At 57.0% G+C, this 16,984-nt stretch carries 18 protein-coding genes and 1 other annotated feature; of the genes, 13 read left to right on the plus strand and 5 right to left on the minus strand.

Annotated elements, in window-relative coordinates; all coding sequences use genetic code 11:
• Window positions 1-49: 49 nt before the first annotated feature.
• Complete coding sequence (gene trpR, locus RRF55_RS14560) at window positions 50-379, plus strand: trp operon repressor (protein ID WP_002887809.1); 330 nt, start codon at window positions 50-52, stop codon at window positions 377-379.
• Here the strand turns inward: trpR and yjjX are convergent.
• Window positions 366-881, minus strand: coding sequence for an inosine/xanthosine triphosphatase (yjjX, locus tag RRF55_RS14565; RefSeq protein WP_004178555.1), 516 nt, complete (start codon window positions 879-881; stop codon window positions 366-368). The genes trpR and yjjX overlap by 14 nt on opposite strands.
• Before the next feature lie 113 nt (window positions 882-994).
• Between yjjX and gpmB the strand changes: the two genes are divergently transcribed.
• Entirely contained in the window at window positions 995-1,642 is a 648-nt protein-coding gene (gene gpmB, locus RRF55_RS14570; protein ID WP_002887811.1) for a 2,3-diphosphoglycerate-dependent phosphoglycerate mutase GpmB, read from the plus strand.
• On the opposite strand, the gene robA is transcribed toward gpmB, so the two are convergent.
• Window positions 1,639-2,508: an MDR efflux pump AcrAB transcriptional activator RobA gene (gene robA / locus RRF55_RS14575; RefSeq protein ID WP_002887812.1), complete on the minus strand. Its 870-nt coding sequence runs from the start codon at window positions 2,506-2,508 to the stop codon at window positions 1,639-1,641. The two genes, gpmB and robA, sit on opposite strands and share 4 nt — an antisense overlap.
• Before the next feature lie 209 nt (window positions 2,509-2,717).
• Between robA and creA the strand changes: the two genes are divergently transcribed.
• From creA to creD, 4 genes are read left to right on the plus strand one after another with little or no spacing between them, the layout of a single operon-like run.
• On the plus strand, window positions 2,718-3,191 hold the full coding sequence (creA, locus tag RRF55_RS14580; protein WP_002887814.1) for a protein CreA: 474 nt from the start codon (window positions 2,718-2,720) through the stop codon (window positions 3,189-3,191).
• 12 nt (window positions 3,192-3,203) lie between these two features.
• Complete coding sequence (creB, locus tag RRF55_RS14585) at window positions 3,204-3,893, plus strand: two-component system response regulator CreB (RefSeq protein WP_004182877.1); 690 nt, start codon at window positions 3,204-3,206, stop codon at window positions 3,891-3,893.
• Entirely contained in the window at window positions 3,893-5,317 is a 1,425-nt protein-coding gene (gene creC, locus RRF55_RS14590) for a two-component system sensor histidine kinase CreC (RefSeq protein ID WP_002887823.1), read from the plus strand. Before creB ends, creC begins: the two co-directional genes overlap by 1 nt.
• A gap of 60 nt (window positions 5,318-5,377) precedes the next feature.
• Window positions 5,378-6,736, plus strand: coding sequence for a cell envelope integrity protein CreD (creD, locus tag RRF55_RS14595; protein WP_025368458.1), 1,359 nt, complete (start codon window positions 5,378-5,380; stop codon window positions 6,734-6,736).
• A 62-nt stretch (window positions 6,737-6,798) separates the two neighbouring features.
• Here the strand turns inward: creD and arcA are convergent, their stop codons facing one another.
• Window positions 6,799-7,515 carry a two-component system response regulator ArcA gene (gene arcA, locus RRF55_RS14600; protein ID WP_002887843.1) on the minus strand — a complete coding sequence of 239 codons (717 nt, stop codon included), beginning with the start codon at window positions 7,513-7,515 and terminating at the stop codon, window positions 6,799-6,801.
• Between the two features lie 95 nt (window positions 7,516-7,610).
• Between arcA and yjjY the strand changes: the two genes are divergently transcribed.
• The 7 genes from yjjY to RRF55_RS14635 all read left to right on the plus strand — a co-directional run bounded on the left by yjjY (window position 7,611) and on the right by RRF55_RS14635 (window position 14,566).
• Complete coding sequence (gene yjjY / locus RRF55_RS14605) at window positions 7,611-7,751, plus strand: protein YjjY (RefSeq protein ID WP_004146984.1); 141 nt, start codon at window positions 7,611-7,613, stop codon at window positions 7,749-7,751.
• Between the two features lie 396 nt (window positions 7,752-8,147).
• The gene (locus tag RRF55_RS14610) at window positions 8,148-8,834 is read left to right on the plus strand and encodes a tRNA/rRNA methyltransferase (protein WP_002887846.1); all 687 of its coding nucleotides are present in this window, start codon (window positions 8,148-8,150) and stop codon (window positions 8,832-8,834) included.
• A gap of 211 nt (window positions 8,835-9,045) precedes the next feature.
• Window positions 9,046-9,114, plus strand: a complete 69-nt coding sequence (gene thrL / locus RRF55_RS14615; protein WP_004222578.1) for a thr operon leader peptide — start codon at window positions 9,046-9,048, stop codon at window positions 9,112-9,114.
• Window positions 9,053-9,170, plus strand: a sequence feature (Thr leader region). (Overlaps the previous gene by 62 nt.)
• A gap of 25 nt (window positions 9,171-9,195) precedes the next feature.
• The gene (gene thrA / locus RRF55_RS14620) at window positions 9,196-11,658 is read left to right on the plus strand and encodes a bifunctional aspartate kinase/homoserine dehydrogenase I (RefSeq protein WP_002887848.1); all 2,463 of its coding nucleotides are present in this window, start codon (window positions 9,196-9,198) and stop codon (window positions 11,656-11,658) included.
• Window position 11,659: 1 nt separating this feature from the next.
• Complete coding sequence (gene thrB / locus RRF55_RS14625; RefSeq protein ID WP_002887853.1) at window positions 11,660-12,589, plus strand: homoserine kinase; 930 nt, start codon at window positions 11,660-11,662, stop codon at window positions 12,587-12,589.
• Between the two features lie 3 nt (window positions 12,590-12,592).
• Window positions 12,593-13,873 (plus strand): threonine synthase, encoded by a 1,281-nt coding sequence (thrC, locus tag RRF55_RS14630; protein WP_002887863.1) that lies wholly within the window; start codon window positions 12,593-12,595, stop codon window positions 13,871-13,873.
• Window positions 13,874-14,188: 315 nt separating this feature from the next.
• A complete protein-coding gene (locus tag RRF55_RS14635; RefSeq protein WP_002887866.1) occupies window positions 14,189-14,566 on the plus strand; it encodes a hypothetical protein in 378 nt (125 codons plus the stop codon).
• Between the two features lie 68 nt (window positions 14,567-14,634).
• Here the strand turns inward: RRF55_RS14635 and yaaA are convergent, their stop codons facing one another.
• Together yaaA and RRF55_RS14645 are read right to left on the minus strand one after the other, a co-directional pair.
• A complete protein-coding gene (gene yaaA, locus RRF55_RS14640) occupies window positions 14,635-15,408 on the minus strand; it encodes a peroxide stress protein YaaA (protein ID WP_002887869.1) in 774 nt (257 codons plus the stop codon).
• Between the two features lie 77 nt (window positions 15,409-15,485).
• Window positions 15,486-16,916, minus strand: a complete 1,431-nt coding sequence (locus RRF55_RS14645; protein WP_002887871.1) for an alanine/glycine:cation symporter family protein — start codon at window positions 16,914-16,916, stop codon at window positions 15,486-15,488.
• Between the last annotated feature and the right edge of the window lie 68 nt (window positions 16,917-16,984).

A 16,984-nucleotide genomic window follows, 5' to 3' on the forward strand; every position in this document is an offset into this window, starting at 1 on the left:
TACATTCGACGGGCAGCGTAAGCTGCCCGTCTCAATATGGTGGCGCGATATGACCCAACAATCTCCCTATTCCGCGGCCGTTGCCGAACAACGTCATCAGGAGTGGCTGCGCTTTGTTGCCCTGCTTCAGCAGGCCTATGCTGAGGATCTGCATCTGCCGTTGCTGCAGCTGATGCTGACGCCCGACGAGCGCGAAGCCCTGGGTACCCGGGTGCGCATTATCGAAGAGTTGCTGCGCGGCGAGATGAGCCAGCGTGAGCTGAAAAATGAGCTCGGCGCCGGAATTGCGACCATTACCCGCGGGTCGAACAGCCTGAAATCGGCGCCGGTAGAGCTGCGCCAGTGGCTGGAGCAGACGCTGCTGGCTAGCGATAAATAGCGTTATGGAACGGGCTTAGCGCCAGCACGACCGCCTGGTGGTAAACGCTGCTGCGGGTTAATCTGCCGCCGGTGAAAACCCCAATCGCCCCCTCTTTACGACCGATCTGATCGATGCCGGTATACTGCGACATGACCGGGCCGAGGGCTTCGCCAGCGCGAACCTGCTCAAGAATAACGTCAGGCAACGGCAGCGTGGCTGAGCGCGCTTCTCCGCGCTGGCTGGCGCTTTCGATGACCACCCAGCTAAAGGTGCTGTCATCGTCGATACCGGCTTCGATAGCTACCCAGAAATCGGCATTTGGCCGGGCAAGGCGCGCATTGGCGACGCGATTTCGTGCGCCAGCGCGCGTTTCCTCGCTGCCGAAGGGCTGTTCCGGCACGCCGCTCTCGACGGCGACGGACTCAATGTGGCAGGATCCTTCGCCGAAAATCTCGTCAAAAGCCTGCAGAATTGCCTGAATTTTGGCGGGATTAGTGGTCGCTGAGACAACATGGTGCATAATCAAAACAACTCAGAATAAACTAACGTCATCGCAGTATACTCTAAATCACCCCGAGGGCAGGCGGTAATGCCCGAAAGCGGTTGATAACGAGTCCAGAACGGAAAAAAAGCATGTTACAAGTATACCTTGTTCGCCACGGTGAAACGCAGTGGAACGCCGAGCGACGTATTCAGGGGCAGTCCGACAGCCCGCTGACCGCCCATGGTGAGCGTCAGGCCTGGCAGGTGGGCGAGCGCGCCAGAACGCTGGGGATCACCCATATCATTACCAGCGATCTGGGGCGAACCCGCCGCACAGCAGAAATTATCGCCGAAGCCTGCGGCTGCAGCGTGATCGCCGATGCGCGCCTGCGCGAACTGGATATGGGGGTGCTGGAGAAGCGCCATATCGACTCGCTCAGCGAAGAAGAAGAAGGCTGGCGTCGCCAGCTGGTCAACGGCACACCGGACGGTCGTATTCCGCAGGGCGAATCGATGCAGGAGCTCAGCGAGCGTATGCATGCGGCGCTGGCATCCTGTCTGGAATTACCCGCCGGTAGCCGGCCGCTGCTGGTGAGTCATGGGATCGCGCTGGGCTGCCTGGTGAGCACGATATTAGGGCTGCCGGCGTACGCTGAGCGTCGTCTGCGGCTGCGCAACTGCTCTATTTCGCGCGTCGACTATCAGCAAAGCCCGTGGCTGGCTTCCGGCTGGGTGGTGGAAACGGCGGGCGACGTCTCGCATCTTGACGCCCCCGCAATGGACGAGCTGCAGCGTTAACGGCGGATCGGGATCAGATACTCGCAGCGCAACTGAATCGGCGTGGCCTGATCCCGGCTTTCATCTTCAGGGTAGAAGCGTTCAATATCCAGCCCCTTGCGACGCGTCAGGTTCAGCATCGGCATGCAGGTGCCGTAGACGGTCAGGATGAATTCCTGCAGACCGGTACCCAGCCCTTCATACGTAAACATGACATACTCGCCGCCCTCCAGGGTCACTGGATGGGCATGCTGCAGGTGGCCGTTAGCCATCTCCGGCGTCAGCGCGGTGGTATAGAATACTTCCTGCTCATCGTCTTTTTCCAGGCTCGGACGCGGCTCATGCAGCCCGTAGAGCACCGGGGGGATTGACGGTGAGTTGCCGAGGAAGTCTCGCCAGAACTGGACCCGCATCTGGTTACGAAAATCGGAGATTTCCTCGAGCTTACAGGTATAGCTCTGGGTCACGCCAAGCAGCTGAGTAGGGGGCAGAGTGATAAACTCATGTTTCGGCAGGGTAAATTCGCCAAGACGCAGCGGCGGGCGCATACCGAACGAGCTCCAGTCCGGCGAGCGGCGGTAGAGCGCCGGCGTCAGCGAGAATTGCTTCTTAAACGCTCGGGTGAAGGTCTGCTGGGAGTCGAAACGGTACTGCAGCGCAATATCAAGGATTGGACGGGCGGTCAGGCGTAATGCGACAGCAGATTTCGACAAGCGGCGCGCGCGAATATAGGCACCGATGGCATGGCCGGTGACATCCTTAAACATTCGCTGCAAATGCCACTTGGAATAACCTGCCTTCGCCGCCACATTATCCAGAGAAAGCGGCTGATCCAGGTGACCTTCCAGCCAGCTAAGGAGATCGCGAATAATCCCTGCTTGATCCATAAAATGTCCCCATCCTTAAACACAGGTGCCTGATATTAAAGTAGCGGATAATAGCATTTTTTGATGTTTTAGCATTCAGTGTTTTTTTTGCTTTTAAATGCGGTAGGTCAGGGGATTTGAACGATAATTTTGTAAAGCTGTGATCTATAAACCTTTTCTGCTAAGTGCGTGATAATCACTCAGCTATATTTTTTAATAATGGTAACAATATGAAATACAAGAAGTTTGCGATGGGGCTGCTCCTGCTGGCCGGTAGCCAGCTGGCTCAGGCGGAGCAGATTGGTTCCGTGGATACGGTCTTCAAATGGTTAGGGCCGGATCACAAAATCGTCGTCGAAGCCTTTGACGATCCGGATGTACAGAACGTGACCTGCTATATCAGCCGGGCGAAAACCGGTGGCATCAAAGGCGGGCTGGGGCTGGCGGAAGATACCTCTGACGCGGCGATTTCCTGCCAGCAGGTCGGGCCGATTGAGCTAACGGACAAAATCAAAAACGGCAAAAGCCAGGGCGACGTGGTGTTCCAGAAGCGTACCTCGCTGGTGTTTAAAAAACTGCAGGTCGTGCGATTCTATGATGCGAAGCGCAATGCGCTGGTCTATCTGACCTACTCGGATAAAGTGGTTGATGGCTCGCCGAAGAACGCCATCAGCGCCGTGCCGATCATGCCATGGAATAAATAAACGGGAGCGCGCATGCAGCAGCCACGGATTTGGTTAGTTGAGGATGAACAGAGTATCGCTGATACCCTGGTTTACATGCTGCAGCAGGAGGGCTTCCAGGTCAGCGTCTTTGGCCGCGGTTTGCCCGCGCTGGAGGCGGCGGCGCATCAGGCGCCAGATGTCGCCATCCTCGACGTCGGCTTGCCGGATATCAGCGGCTTCGAGCTCTGTCGGCGTCTGCTGACGCGTTATCCGGCGCTGCCGGTGCTGTTTTTGACGGCGCGTAGCGACGAGGTCGATAAGCTGCTGGGGCTGGAAATCGGCGCTGACGATTACATCGCCAAGCCGTTTTCACCACGCGAAGTCTGCGCGCGGGTGCGAACCGTGCTGCGGCGGCTGCAGAAGTTTGCCGCGCCATCGCCGGTGGTACGCGTCGGCGAGTTTGTGCTCGATGAGCAGGCGGCGGCGATCAGCTGGTTCGGCCAGCCGCTGAATCTGACGCGCTACGAATTTCTGCTGCTGAAAACCCTGCTTCACGCGCCCGGTCGCGTCTTCTCCCGTCAGCAGCTGATGGAGCTGGTGTGGAGCGATGCCTGGGAAAGCCTCGACCGTACCGTCGATACCCATATCAAAACCCTGCGCGCTAAGCTGCGGGCTGTGAATCCTGAAAAGGCGCCAATCAATACCCATCGCGGTATGGGCTACAGCCTGGGGCGCGGCTGATGCGTATCGGCATGCGCCTGCTGCTGGGCTATTTTCTTATCGTCGCGATCGCCGCGTGGTTTGTGCTGTCGATCTTTGTCCAGGAAGTGAAGCCGGGCGTGCGCCGGGCGACAGAGGGGACCCTCAATGATACCGCTACCCTGTTGGCGGCGCTGGCGCGTGAGGATCTGCTGGCGGCAAACCCGCAGCAGGGCAGGCTGGCGCAGGCCTTTCACCAGCTCAACCAGCAGCCGCTCAACGCCAATATTGGCGGAATTAAAAAGGTACGTAATGAGTACCGCGTCTATCTGACCGATGCCCGGGGCAAGGTGGTGTTTGACTCCAGCGGGCAGGCGACAGGGCAGGACTATTCGCGCTGGAACGATGTCTGGCTCACCCTGCGCGGCCAGTACGGCGCGCGCAGTACGCGCAGCGATCCGCATGATGAAGCCAGCTCGGTGATGTATATCGCCGCGCCGGTGATGGATAAGGGGCGGATTATCGGCGTGCTGAGCGTCGGTAAACCCAACCTGGCGATGACGCCGGTCATTAAGCGCAGCGAGCGGCGGATCCTCTGGGCCGGCGGCGCCCTGCTGGGCATTGCGCTGTTGATTGGCGGCGGCGTCGTCTGGTGGATCAATTTCTCTATCGGCAAGCTGGTGCGCTATGCGGACTCGGTGACCGCTGAGCGCCCGCTGCCGCTGCCGGAGGTTGGCAGCAGCGAATTGCGCAAGCTGGCCCAGGCTCTGGAGAGCATGCGGGTAAAGCTCGAAGGTAAGAATGCCATCGAAAACTATGTCTATGACCTGACCCATGAACTGAAAAGCCCGCTGGCGGCCATCCGCGGCGCGGCGGAGATCCTGCGCGAAGGGCCGCCACCTGAGGTGGCGGCGCGGTTTACTGATAATATCCTCGCGCAAAACACCCGGATGCAACTGCTGGTGGAGCGGCTGCTCCAGCAGGCGAGACTGGAAAGCCGGCTGGAGATAAAGCAGCATCCGGTGTCGATAGATGCGCTATACCAACGGCTGACGGAGGAGCGCAACATCGCTCTGGCGGCGAAAGCTATCACCCTGCGCTGGCGGGAGAGTGGGATGCTGGTCAATGGCGATGGCGAGCTGCTGGCCCAGGCGCTGGGTAATCTGCTCGACAACGCGATTGACTTTACCCCCCAGGGCGGTGAGATCGCCCTGGCTGCGGAGAAGCGAAATGAAGAGGTGCAATTGAGCGTTATCGACAACGGGTGCGGTATTCCGGACTATGCCCTGGAACGAATCTTTGAGCGATTCTATTCGCTGCCGCGCGAAGACGGCCATAAGAGCAGCGGCCTTGGGCTGGCGTTCGTTCGTGAAGTCGCGCGCCTGCATCACGGCGATATCAATCTGCACAATCGGCCCGAAGGCGGCGTGGTCGCCACGCTGCGACTTCACCGTCCCTTCACATAGCTTCAAATTCTCCCCACACAGCCGTCCTATTGTGAGGCCATCACGATAGGGAGAAAGGCTATGTTGAAATCACCGTTATTCTGGAAAATCACCACGTTAATAGGCTGTATTGTGCTGCTATCTTTGCCGTTAATGATGGTCAGGGAGCTTATTAATGAGCGAGCGGATTATCGTAGCGAAGTGGTGGACGCCATTGAGCAAAGCACCAGCGGCTCGCAAAAACTCGCCGGACCGCTGATCGCTATTCCGATAACCGAGACCCTGACCCGCATGGAGAACCAAAAAGAGGTCAACTATCAGCGGAGCTGGGTGTATTACTGGCTGCCGGAGTCGCTGGCGGTCACCGGCAAACAGACCGTGGAGTCGAGGAGGGTGGGCATCTACAGCGGCCAGGTCTGGCATAACGCCTTGCAGATTAAGGCCTCGTTTGATCCGCTGCGTCTGGCGGCGCTGAGAAAAACGAATATCGTCTTAGGCCAGCCGCTGCTGGTGGTGAGCGTCGGCGATGCCCGCGGCATTGGTGCCATCCATGCCCCGGAGGTCAACGGTAACGTATTAAGCGTGGAGCCGGGGCTGGGGATAAGCGGCGATGGCGCAGGTATTCATATGCCAATGCCTGCGCTGGCGGAGGACAACAAGCCGCTTGAGATTGCCTTTTCACTCGATCTGAACGGGACGGGAGAGTTTTCACTGGTGCCGCTCGGGCGTAACAGCGAGCTGCAGCTGACCAGTAACTGGCCGCATCCCGGTTTTCTCGGCAGCTTCCTGCCAACTCAACGGGAAGTGAGTGCTGCCGGCTATCGCGCCCACTGGCAAAGCAGCTGGTTCGCCAACGATATGGGGAGCTATTTCAAGGATGATATGGAGATCCCGTGGTCGCGACTGCCGGCGTTCAGTGCCGATGTGATGTCCCTTGCCGACCAGTACCAGCTAACCGATCGGGCGACAAAATATGCCATCCTGTTAATCGGGCTGACCTTTATGGCTTTTTTCGTGTTCGAGAGCCTGACCCGTCGTCCCCTGCATCCGATGCAATATCTGCTGGTGGGCTTATCGCTGGTGCTGTTTTACCTGGTGCTGCTGGCGCTCTCAGAGCACATTGGTTTTACCGCCGCCTGGCTGGCGGCCAGCCTGTCTGGCGCGGTGATGAATGGGATCTACCTTCAGGCAGTGCTCAGAGGATGGCGTAACAGCCTGCTGTTTGTCGCCGCGCTACTGCTGCTGGATGGCGTGATGTGGTTTCTGTTGCATTCTGAGGATAGCGCGCTGCTGCTGGGTACCGGGGTGCTGGCGCTGGCGCTGAGCGTCCTGATGTTTTTGACCCGTCGCGTGGACTGGTATGCGTTATCGCTGCCGAAAGGCACAGTGCCTCCGACACCGGCTGCCGATGACGATAAGCTGCGTCTCTGGAAAGAGTGACGGCATAAAAAACGGCGCCCCTGGGGCGCCGTTTTCGCATCATGGCTGCGGAATAAATCGTATTATTCCTGCAGATCGCCACAGAAACGGTAGCCTTCACCGTGAATGGTAGCGATGATTTCCGGGGTATCCGGAGTGGATTCGAAGTGTTTACGAATCCGACGAATGGTCACGTCAACGGTACGGTCATGCGGCTTCAGCTCGCGACCGGTCATTTTCTTCAGCAGCTCGGCACGAGACTGAATTTTGCCCGGGTTTTCGCAGAAGTGCAGCATCGCGCGGAATTCACTGCGCGGCAGCTTGTACTGTTCGCCGTTCGGGCTAACCAGGGAACGGCTGTTGATATCGAGTTCCCAGCCGTTGAACTTGTAGCTTTCCACGCTGCGACGCTCTTCGCTCACGGTACCGAGGTTCATGGTACGGGAGAGCAGGTTGCGCGCGCGGATAGTCAGTTCACGCGGGTTAAACGGTTTAGTGATATAGTCGTCAGCGCCGATTTCGAGGCCAAGGATCTTATCCACTTCGTTGTCGCGGCCGGTTAAGAACATCAGCGCGACGTCTGCCTGCTCGCGCAGCTCGCGCGCCAGCAGAAGACCATTTTTACCCGGCAGGTTGATATCCATGATCACCAGGTTGATATCATTTTCAGACAGGATCTGATGCATTTCCGCGCCATCGGTCGCTTCGAATACATCGTAACCTTCTGCTTCGAAAATACTTTTTAACGTGTTGCGTGTTACCAACTCGTCTTCAACGATAAGAATGTGCGGGGTCTGCATGTTTGCTACCTAAATTGCCAACTAAATCGAAACAGGAAGTACCAAAGTCCCTGACCTGCCTGCTGCATGTCGCAAATTAACATGCGCGGCGTAACATGACTAAAGTACGTAATTGCGTTCTTGATGCACTTTCCATCAACGTCAACAACATCATTAGCTTGGTCGTGGGTACTTTCCCTCTGGACCCGACGGTGTCAAAAACGGCTGACATCCTAACCATTTTAACAGCAACATAACAGGCTAAGAGAGGCCGAACACCCAATAAAACTACGCTTCGTTGACATATATCAAGTTCAATTGTAGCACGTTAACAGTCTTGTGAAATCATTGCATCGCCATGCTCTTTATAGTCACAATCTTTACCCGGCTCAACTAGTTGCGTGGATAAATTAATAAATACAGTGAATCCAAAGCCTGAAACGATGCATCAGATGAAATTGCATTGCCCATCATATGGATAAATGGGTTCTGTTAACATACTCCTTGTCACGGCCTCCTGAGAACAGTTTAGATTTTTTTATGGGTAAGAAAACGCAATTTTAGTGATTTTTGTTGCAAATTTGTAAATTTTCACCGCGTAAAATGGGGGGCGCTGCGCCTCGATAACGCCTGAGAGAGAGAAAGAAACCGCAATGCGTTTAACGATTATTTTAGTCGGTCCTGCCCGGGCCGAGAACGTCGGCGCTGCCGCCAGGGCGATGAAAACCATGGGATTTCGCGAACTACGGATCGTCGATAGCGAAGCCCACCTGGCGCCGCCGGCACGCTGGGTGGCGCATGGCTCAGGCGACATCCTCGATGGTATCACCACCTATCCCACCCTTGCCGAGGCGCTGCATGACGTTGATTTCACCGTCGCCACAACCGCCCGCAGCCGCGCGCGTTTTCACTATTACGCCACGCCGCAGCAGCTGTTGCCGCTGCTGGAGGAGAAGGCGCAGTGGATGAACCATACTGCCCTGGTATTTGGTCGTGAGGATGCCGGATTGACCAATGAGGAGCTGGCGCTGGCTGATGTGTTGACCGGTGTGCCGATGGCTGCGGATTATCCGTCGCTGAATCTCGGCCAGTCGGTGATGGTCTACTGTTATCAATTAGCATCGCTAATGCAACAAACGGCGCCCGCCGCCGCTGCGGCAGACCATCATCAGCTGCAGGCCTTACGTACTCGTACCCTGGCGTTACTTTCGCGTTTGGGCGTGGAGGATGATGCCAAACTGGCCGACTGGTTGTCGCAACGGCTGGGCCTGCTGCAGCAGCGCGACACGGCAATGTTGCATCGTTTGCTGCATGATATTGAAAAAAACCTGCCAGAATAAAACTCTGTCATATTTTTTATTTATGGATGTGTATGCTGTTCTATGAGCTGGTTTTCCGCCGATCTGGATGTTTTTTCTCACGGCAGCGGGAAAATACGTAAGCCTGCTGAAATGGGGCAAATTGAGAAATTCATTGACTTAAGACGGCAGATACTTTAACCAATATAGGCAGGACATACAGACAGATAAAAATACAGAGTACACAACATCCATGAATCGCATCGGCATGATTACCACCATTATCACCACCACCATTACCACAGGTAACGGTGCGGGCTGACGCGTACAGGAAACACAGAAAAAAGCCCGCACCTGAACAGTGCGGGCTTTTTTTTTGACAAGAGATCAAGGGGTAAGAACCATGCGAGTGTTGAAGTTCGGCGGTACATCAGTGGCAAATGCGGAACGGTTTCTGCGGGTTGCCGATATTCTGGAGAGTAATGCCAGGCAGGGGCAGGTAGCGACGGTCCTGTCTGCCCCGGCGAAGATCACTAACCACCTGGTAGCGATGATTGAAAAGACCATTGGCGGCCAGGATGCCCTCCCCAATATTGCCGACGCCGAACGCATTTTTGCCGAACTTCTTCAGGGCCTTGCCGACGCCCAGCCCGCTTTCCCGCTTGCCCAGTTAAAAGCCTTCGTGGAGCAGGAATTTGCTCAGATTAAGCATGTTCTGCACGGCATCAGCCTGCTGGGTCAGTGCCCGGACAGCGTCAATGCCGCGCTGATCTGCCGCGGCGAAAAGCTCTCCATCGCCATCATGGCGGGTCTGCTGGAAGCCCGTGGACATAAAGTCAGTGTCATTAACCCGGTCGAAAAACTGCTCGCCGTGGGCCACTATCTGGAATCCACCGTCGATATCGCCGAATCCACCCGCCGCATTGCCGCCAGCCAGATCCCGGCAGACCATATGATCCTGATGGCCGGGTTTACCGCCGGCAATGAGAAAGGCGAGCTGGTGGTGCTGGGACGTAACGGCTCCGACTACTCGGCTGCGGTACTGGCCGCCTGCCTGCGCGCTGACTGCTGCGAAATCTGGACCGATGTCGACGGAGTGTACACCTGCGATCCGCGTCAGGTGCCGGATGCGCGCCTGCTGAAATCGATGTCTTATCAGGAGGCGATGGAGCTCTCCTACTTTGGCGCGAAAGTGCTGCACCCGCGCACCATCGCCCCTATCGCCCAGTTCCAAATCCCATGCCTGATTAAAAATACCGGCAACCCACAGGCGCCGGGAACGCTTATCGGCGCCAGCCGCGACGAGGACGATTTGCCGGTGAAAGGCATCTCTAACCTCAACAACATGGCGATGTTCAACGTCTCCGGGCCGGGGATGAAAGGGATGGTCGGCATGGCGGCCCGCGTCTTCGCCACCATGTCCCGCGCCGGCATCTCGGTGGTGTTGATCACTCAATCTTCTTCGGAGTACAGCATCAGTTTCTGCGTGCCGCAGAGCGACTGCGCACGTGCCAAACGGGCGATGGAAGATGAGTTTTATCTGGAGCTGAAAGAGGGGCTGCTGGAGCCGCTGGCGATTATGGAGCGTCTGGCGATCATCTCCGTGGTGGGCGACGGAATGCGTACCCTGCGCGGTATCTCGGCGAAATTCTTTGCGGCACTGGCCCGCGCCAATATCAATATCGTGGCGATTGCCCAGGGCTCTTCCGAGCGCTCAATTTCGGTAGTGGTCAGCAATGACGACGCCACCACCGGCGTGCGCGTGACCCATCAGATGCTGTTCAACACCGACCAGGTGATTGAAGTGTTTGTCATCGGCGTCGGCGGCGTCGGCGGCGCGCTGCTAGAGCAGATCAAGCGCCAGCAGGGGTGGCTGAAGAACAAACATATCGATCTGCGCGTCTGCGGTGTAGCCAATTCTCAGGCGCTGCTGACCAGCGTGCATGGCCTGAATCTGGAAAACTGGAGTGCGGAACTGGCGGAGGCGAAAGAGCCGTTTAATCTTGGCCGCCTGATCCGCCTGGTGAAAGAGTACCACCTGCTCAATCCGGTGATCGTCGACTGTACCTCCAGCCAGGCGGTCGCCGATCAGTATGCCGACTTCCTGCGCGAAGGTTTCCATGTGGTGACGCCGAACAAAAAGGCCAATACCTCTTCGCTGGATTACTATCACCAGCTGCGCCATGCGGCCAGCAGCTCGCGGCGTAAGTTCCTCTATGACACTAACGTTGGCGCGGGCCTGCCGGTGATTGAGAACCTGCAGAACCTGCTCAACGCCGGCGATGAGCTGCGCCATTTCTCCGGGATCCTGTCCGGCTCCCTGTCGTTTATCTTCGGCAAGCTGGATGAGGGGGTGAGTTTCTCCGCGGCGACGGCGATGGCCCGTGAGATGGGGTATACCGAGCCGGATCCGCGCGACGATTTATCCGGGGTGGATGTGGCGCGTAAACTGCTGATTCTGGCCCGTGAGACCGGGCGTGAACTGGAGCTGGCGGACATTATCGTCGAGTCGGCGCTGCCGCCGGACTTCGACGCCAGCGGCGATGTCGAGACCTTTATGGCCCGCCTGCCGTCGCTGGACGATGGTTTTGCCTCGCGGGTTGCTAAGGCGCGCGATGAAGGTAAAGTCTTGCGCTACGTCGGTAACATCGAAGAGGATGGTACCTGCCGGGTAAAAATAGCCGCGGTTGACGGCAACGATCCGCTGTTCAAAGTTAAGAATGGTGAGAACGCGCTGGCTTTTTATAGCCATTATTATCAGCCATTGCCGCTGGTGCTGCGCGGCTATGGCGCCGGGAACGACGTCACGGCGGCCGGCGTATTCGCCGACCTGCTGCGCACCCTGTCCTGGAAGTTAGGAGTTTAAGATGGTCAAAGTATATGCCCCGGCTTCCAGTGCCAATATGAGCGTCGGGTTTGATGTGTTGGGCGCGGCGGTCACGCCGGTCGATGGCACGCTGCTTGGCGACAACGTCACTGTCGAAGCGGCGGAGCAATTTAGCCTGCAGAATCTTGGACGCTTCGCCAGCAAACTGCCGACGGCGCCGCAGGAGAACATTGTTTACCAGTGCTGGGAAAGCTTTTGCCGGGAGATCGGCAAGACGGTGCCGGTGGCGATGACGCTGGAAAAAAACATGCCGATTGGCTCCGGGCTGGGTTCCAGCGCCTGCTCGGTGGTCGCTGCGCTGGTGGCCATGAACGAGTTCTGCGGCAAGCCGCTGAACGAGACGCGCATGCTGGCGCTGATGGGAGAGATGGAAGGGCGTATCTCCGGCAGCATTCACTACGACAACGTGGCGCCGTGCTATCTTGGCGGCATGCAGTTGATGATCGAAGAGAATGGGATTATCAGTCAGCAGGTGCCCGGGTTTGATGAGTGGCTGTGGGTGCTGGCCTATCCGGGGATTAAAGTCTCTACTGCTGAAGCGCGGGCGATTCTGCCGGCGCAGTATCGCCGCCAGGATTGTATCGCCCATGGTCGCCACCTCGCGGGCTTTATTCACGCCTGCTACACCCGCCAGCCGCAGCTGGCGGCAAAATTGATGAAAGATGTGATTGCCGAACCGTACCGAACCAAACTGCTGCCGGGCTTTAGCGAAGCGCGTCAGGCGGCCATGGAGATGGGCGCCCAGGCTTGCGGCATCTCCGGCTCTGGCCCAACGCTGTTCGCGTTGTGTGATAAACCGGATACCGCACAGCGCGTCGCCGACTGGCTTGGCGCGCACTATCTGCAGAATCAGGAAGGCTTTGTTCATATTTGCCGGCTGGACACGGCGGGCGCACGCGTAGTGGGATAACCAATGAAACTGTATAACTTAAAAGATCATAACGAGCAGGTCAGCTTTGCGCAGGCCGTCACCCAGGGACTTGGCAAGCATCAGGGCCTGTTCTTTCCGCACGATCTGCCGGAATTCAGCCTGACTGAAATTGACGACATGCTGGCGCAGGACTTTGTCACCCGTAGCGCCAAAATTTTATCCGCCTTTATCGGCGATGAGATCCCGCAGGATGTCCTGCAGCAGCGGGTGCGCGCGGCGTTTGCGTTTCCGGCGCCGGTAAGCAAGGTTCAGGAAGATGTCGGCTGTCTGGAGCTGTTCCATGGCCCTACGCTGGCGTTCAAGGATTTCGGCGGCCGCTTTATGGCGCAGATGCTGACCCACATCGCAGGCGATAAGCCGGTCACCATCCTCACCGCGACCTCTGGCGACACCGGGGCGGCGGTGGCGCATGCTTTCTACGGCCTGCCGAACGTCAAGGTAGTGATCCTCTATCCGCGCGGCAAGATCAGTCCGCTGCAGGAGAAGCTGTTCTGTACCCTCGGCGGCAATATTGAAACCGTGGCGATTGATGGCGACTTTGATGCCTGCCAGGCGCTGGTGAAGCAGGCGTTTGACGATGAAGAGCTGAAGGCGACGCTGGGTCTCAACTCGGCTAACTCCATCAACATCAGCCGCCTGCTGGCGCAGATCTGTTACTACTTCGAAGCGGCGGCGCAGCTGCCGCAGGAAGCCCGCAATCAGCTGGTGATTTCCGTGCCGAGCGGCAACTTCGGCGATCTGACCGCCGGTCTGCTGGCCAAGTCGCTGGGGCTGCCGATCAAGCGCTTTATCGCCGCCACCAACGCCAACGACACCGTTCCGCGCTATCTGCAGGGCGGCGAGTGGGCGCCAAAAGCCACCCAGGCGACGCTGTCCAACGCCATGGACGTCAGCCAGCCGAACAACTGGCCGCGCGTTGAAGAGCTGTTCCGCCGTAAAATCTGGCGTCTCAGCGAGCTGGGCTATGCCGCGGTCGATGATGAGACCACCAAAGCAGCGATGCGCGAGCTGAAGGCCATCGGCTACATCTCTGAACCGCATGCGGCGATTGCCTGGCGCGCGCTGCGCGATCAGCTGCAGCCGGGAGAGTACGGCCTGTTCCTCGGCACCGCCCATCCGGCGAAGTTCAAAGAGAGCGTGGAGGAGATCCTGCAGGAGACTCTGCCGCTGCCGAAGGAGCTGGCCGACCGCGCCGACCTGCCGCTGCTGTCTCACAACCTGCCGGCGGATTTCGCCGCGCTGCGTAAGCTGATGATGGGCTAAGCCAGGCAATAATATCGGCAACATGATCGACCAAACCGGGCAGCTATTGCCCGGTTTTTATATTTAACGCACTTTTTCCATATCAGCAAAATTTCTCTCCATAAAATTCCCCACACTATTTTATTGTCAGCGCACTGCTTTTATTGCAAACTCTTTTACGGATTGTCCTCTTTGCCGGATAATTCCACTGGATTATCTTTTTTATTTATTATTTCATGCTGCTTATATTTATGCTGCTGATTTTATTATGAAGCAGCTATAGATATCATTTGTTATAGATGCATTGTTAATGCACAAGGTTTTCAAGGAGGAAACATGCGTATTTTATCTCTTTTTTTGGTGGTGTTCGCTTTAACAGGCTGCTCCGGGACAACGATTGGCGGTAATGAAGATAAATTAACGCCAGCCTATCTGAAACAACATCTCATTGTCGGAAAAACCACCAAGGCCGAGGTTCGTCAGTATTTTGGTGCCCCGGATTCTGGTCATACGACGGTGACGGCGTCGGGTAAAGAGAGCTGGTATTATTCAGTAGATAAAGGGATCAACCTGGTCAGCCTCGCGGGTTCCATGATCCCGGTAACCGGGGCATCGCAAGCTGCCGATGCGGTCGATAAGTCCAGCCAAAAAGATTCGAACTCGCTGATGATTTTCTTCGATGAAAAAGGCGTGGTGGAAAACTGGGTGCGTTAAAATAAGTAATAATCTGCTTAATTATATTGAAAAGGGGAATGACTCCCCTTTTTTATTACCGTAACGTGTTACTGCTCGTGGCGTTTAAACACCAGTTCGCCTTTCTCTGAGGCATCCGCATCAAAGAAATAGCCTTCGCTATTAAAAGCTTTGAGCTGCTCCGGCTGGGTTAAGCGGTTTTCAATAATGTAGCGACTCATCAGGCCGCGGGCTTTCTTCGCATAAAAACTGATCACTTTGAATTTGCCGTTCTTCTCATCGAGGAATACCGGCTTGATCAGCTGACCCTGCAATTTTGGCGTTTTCACCGATTTAAAATATTCATCGGAAGCCAGGTTGATGACGATATCGTCGCCCTGGTCGCGCAGCGCCTGATTCAGCTTCTCGGTAATGGTATCCCCCCAGAACTGGTACAGATCTTTGCCGCGCGGATTTTCCAGACGGATCCCCATCTCCAGGCGGTAGGGCTGCATCAGGTCTAACGGGCGCAGCACGCCATACAGCCCGGAGAGCATGCGCAGATGCTGCTGGGCGAAGTCAAAGTCGTCCTCGGTGAGTGTCTCTGCCTGCAGGCCAGTGTAGACATCGCCTTTAAAGGCGAGGATCGCCTGGCGGGCATTTTGCGGCGTAAAGTCAGGGTGCCAGTCGTGGAAGCGGGTGGCGTTTAGATCCGCCAGCTTGTCACTAATGCTCATCAGCTTGCCGATTTGCGGCGCGCTCAGCTTACGGGCGATGCCGATAAGCTGCTGAGAATACTCGAGGAGTTCGGGCTGGGTATAGCGAGTCGTTGCCAGCGGGCTTTGATAATCGAGCGTTTTAGCAGGTGAAATCAGAATCAGCATATCCAGTCCTTGCAGGTAATTTCGACGAATTTTAACAAAAAAAGTGCATGGTGGGATCGATAGCTGCAATTGCCGCGCTATTCGCGCGGCAATTCATTCCAGGCGCCCGGGGCCAGCTGTTGGTCAATATCCGGGTAACGAGTGGCATCGAAAGTCGGCTGGATACCCAGCCGCCGCTGACGCAGATAATCGCTGGCGATAATCCGCACCGTCGGGGAGAGCAACAGAATGGCCGTCAGGTTGGTCATCGCCATCAGCGCCATGATGATATCCGCGCTCTGCCAGACGACAGGCAGGCTAACCATGGTCCCCAACAGCACCATCAGGACGGTGAGTATTCGCAGCCCCCAGATATAGCGCGGCTTATCCAGGCGCAGGAAGACCAGATTATTTTCCGCGTACACGTAGTTGGCTACGATAGAGCTAAAGGCGAACAGCAGCACGATGAGGGCGATGAAACCCGCTCCCCAGCCGCCGACCAGCACGCTCATCGCGTGTTGCAAGTCCTGAATACCGTTGAGCGTATATTCATTGTCGGGCCGCGGCGCCAGCATGACGATAATCGCGCTGGCGGTACAGATCACGATAGTATCGATAAACACGCCAATCATCTGCACGATCCCCTGCGCCGCCGGGTGCGGCGGCCAGGAGGCGGCGGCCGCGGCGGCGTTAGGCGAAGAGCCCATCCCTGCTTCATTGGAGAACATGCCGCGCTGGAAGCCGCTGGTCAGCGCCTGGCTGATGGTGTAGCCCACCGCGCCGGCGGCGGCCTCCTGCCAGCCGAAGGCGCAGCGAAAGATGGTAGCGAAAATCGTCGGCAGGGCGGTGATGTGCCACAGGCCGATGAGCAGGCTGGTGGCGATCCACAACAGCGCCATAAAGGGAACGATCCATTGCATCAGACGCGCCACGCCGCGTAAACCACGGAGGATCGCCAGCAAAACGACAACGGCCAGCACGCCGCCGCTGACCGCCGCCGGCAGATCGAACGCATAGCGCAAGGCATGGGCCACGGAGTTAGCCTGCACGGTATTGAAGATAAAACCATAGGCCAGCAGGAGGAGGATCGAAAACAGGACGCCCATCCAACGCATGCCGAGCCCGCGCGCCATGTACCAGGCCGGGCCGCCGCGAAACTGTCCGCGGCTATCGCGTTCTTTATACAGCTGAGCAAGGGAACATTCAGCAAAGCTGCTGGCCATGCCGAGCAGGGCGGAAACCCACATCCAGAATACGGCGCCGGGCCCACCGGCGGCGATCGCCAGCGTCACCCCGGCAAGATTGCCGCTGCCGACCCGGGCGGCAAGGCTGGTACAGAGCGCCTGAAAGGACGTTAAACCACCCGGCTGCGGGTGCAGGCTTTTTTTTAGACTGCGGCCGAATTTGCGCACGTAACGAAACTGAATACCCCGGGTTTGCCAGCTAAACCAGATACCGGCGCCCAGTAGCAGATAAATCATCACTGAGCCCCAGAGTATTTCATTGATAAATGAGAGAAAATCAGGCATTAAACATCCTCTTGTCCATGCCGGTACGCCAGTGTAAGCGTTACCAATTAAGTGACAATCCTTTCGCT

The organism is Klebsiella sp. K47 (genome assembly GCF_051858335.1).
In the GTDB taxonomy this organism is placed as follows: Bacteria; Pseudomonadota; Gammaproteobacteria; order Enterobacterales; family Enterobacteriaceae; genus Klebsiella; species Klebsiella pneumoniae.